The following is a 929-nucleotide window of genomic DNA, read 5'->3' on the forward strand; positions in this document are numbered from 1 at the left end:
ATATATTGGGCTCTGGTTTAGTTAAAGAGCTTAAGGCGCACGATCCAAATATTTGTTTTACGGGAATTGGTGGTCCTTTGATGCAAAAAGAGGGCTTTGAATCCCTTTACCCGATGGAGCGCCTATCTGTAATGGGCTTGTTTGAGGTTCTCGGGCGTATTTTTGAGTTAGTCGGGATAAGGCGCGGGCTCAAAAAGCATTTTTTAGCGAATCGGCCAGATGTCTTTATTGGAATCGATGCGCCTGACTTCAACATCGGTTTAGAGTTGCAGTTACGGCAAGCTGGAATCAAGACCGCGCATTATGTCAGTCCGTCGGTATGGGCATGGCGTCAGAAGCGTGTTGTTAAGATTGCCCGCGCGGTTGATTTGATGTTGACCCTATTTCCGTTTGAAGCAAAGTTTTATAAATCGCACAATGTTTCTGTTCGGTTTGTCGGACACCCTCTCGCCGATTTGATACCCCTTAAGCCTAATCGAGAAGCAGCACGAAAGGCTTTAAGTCTCCAAAATATGGACTCCATGGTAGCCATATTGCCGGGAAGTCGTTCGGGCGAGGTAAGCCGTATCGCTCGCTCCTTCTTTGAAGCTGCAGAATTAATCAGAAAAGAGAATCCATCGACAACGTTTGTTGTTCCTTGTGTTAATCAAGATCGTTTCGACCAAGTTGAAGAGATATTAAAAGAATTCCCGGATCTCAACGTTTCGTTAGTACTTGGGCGTTCACGCGAGGTGATGGCAGCTTCCAATTTGGTTTTGCTAGCATCTGGAACTGCTACGCTTGAGTGTATGTTGATGAAACGGCCAATGGTTGTATCGTATCGTTTGAACAAGCTTACGTACTGGGTGATGCAGAGGTTAATTAAGACGCCATTTGTCGCTTTGCCAAACTTATTAGCGAATAAGCTACTAGTGCCAGAGTTGTTACAA

1 protein-coding gene is annotated in these 929 nt (G+C 45.2%); it reads left to right on the forward strand.

Annotated features, from left to right (window positions below; genetic code table 11):
* The coding region (lpxB, locus tag A3739_RS02380; RefSeq protein WP_068500108.1) for a lipid-A-disaccharide synthase at positions 1 to 929 on the forward strand (929 nt) is incomplete at both ends.

The sequence above is a fragment of the Oleiphilus sp. HI0067 genome (genome assembly GCF_001635735.1).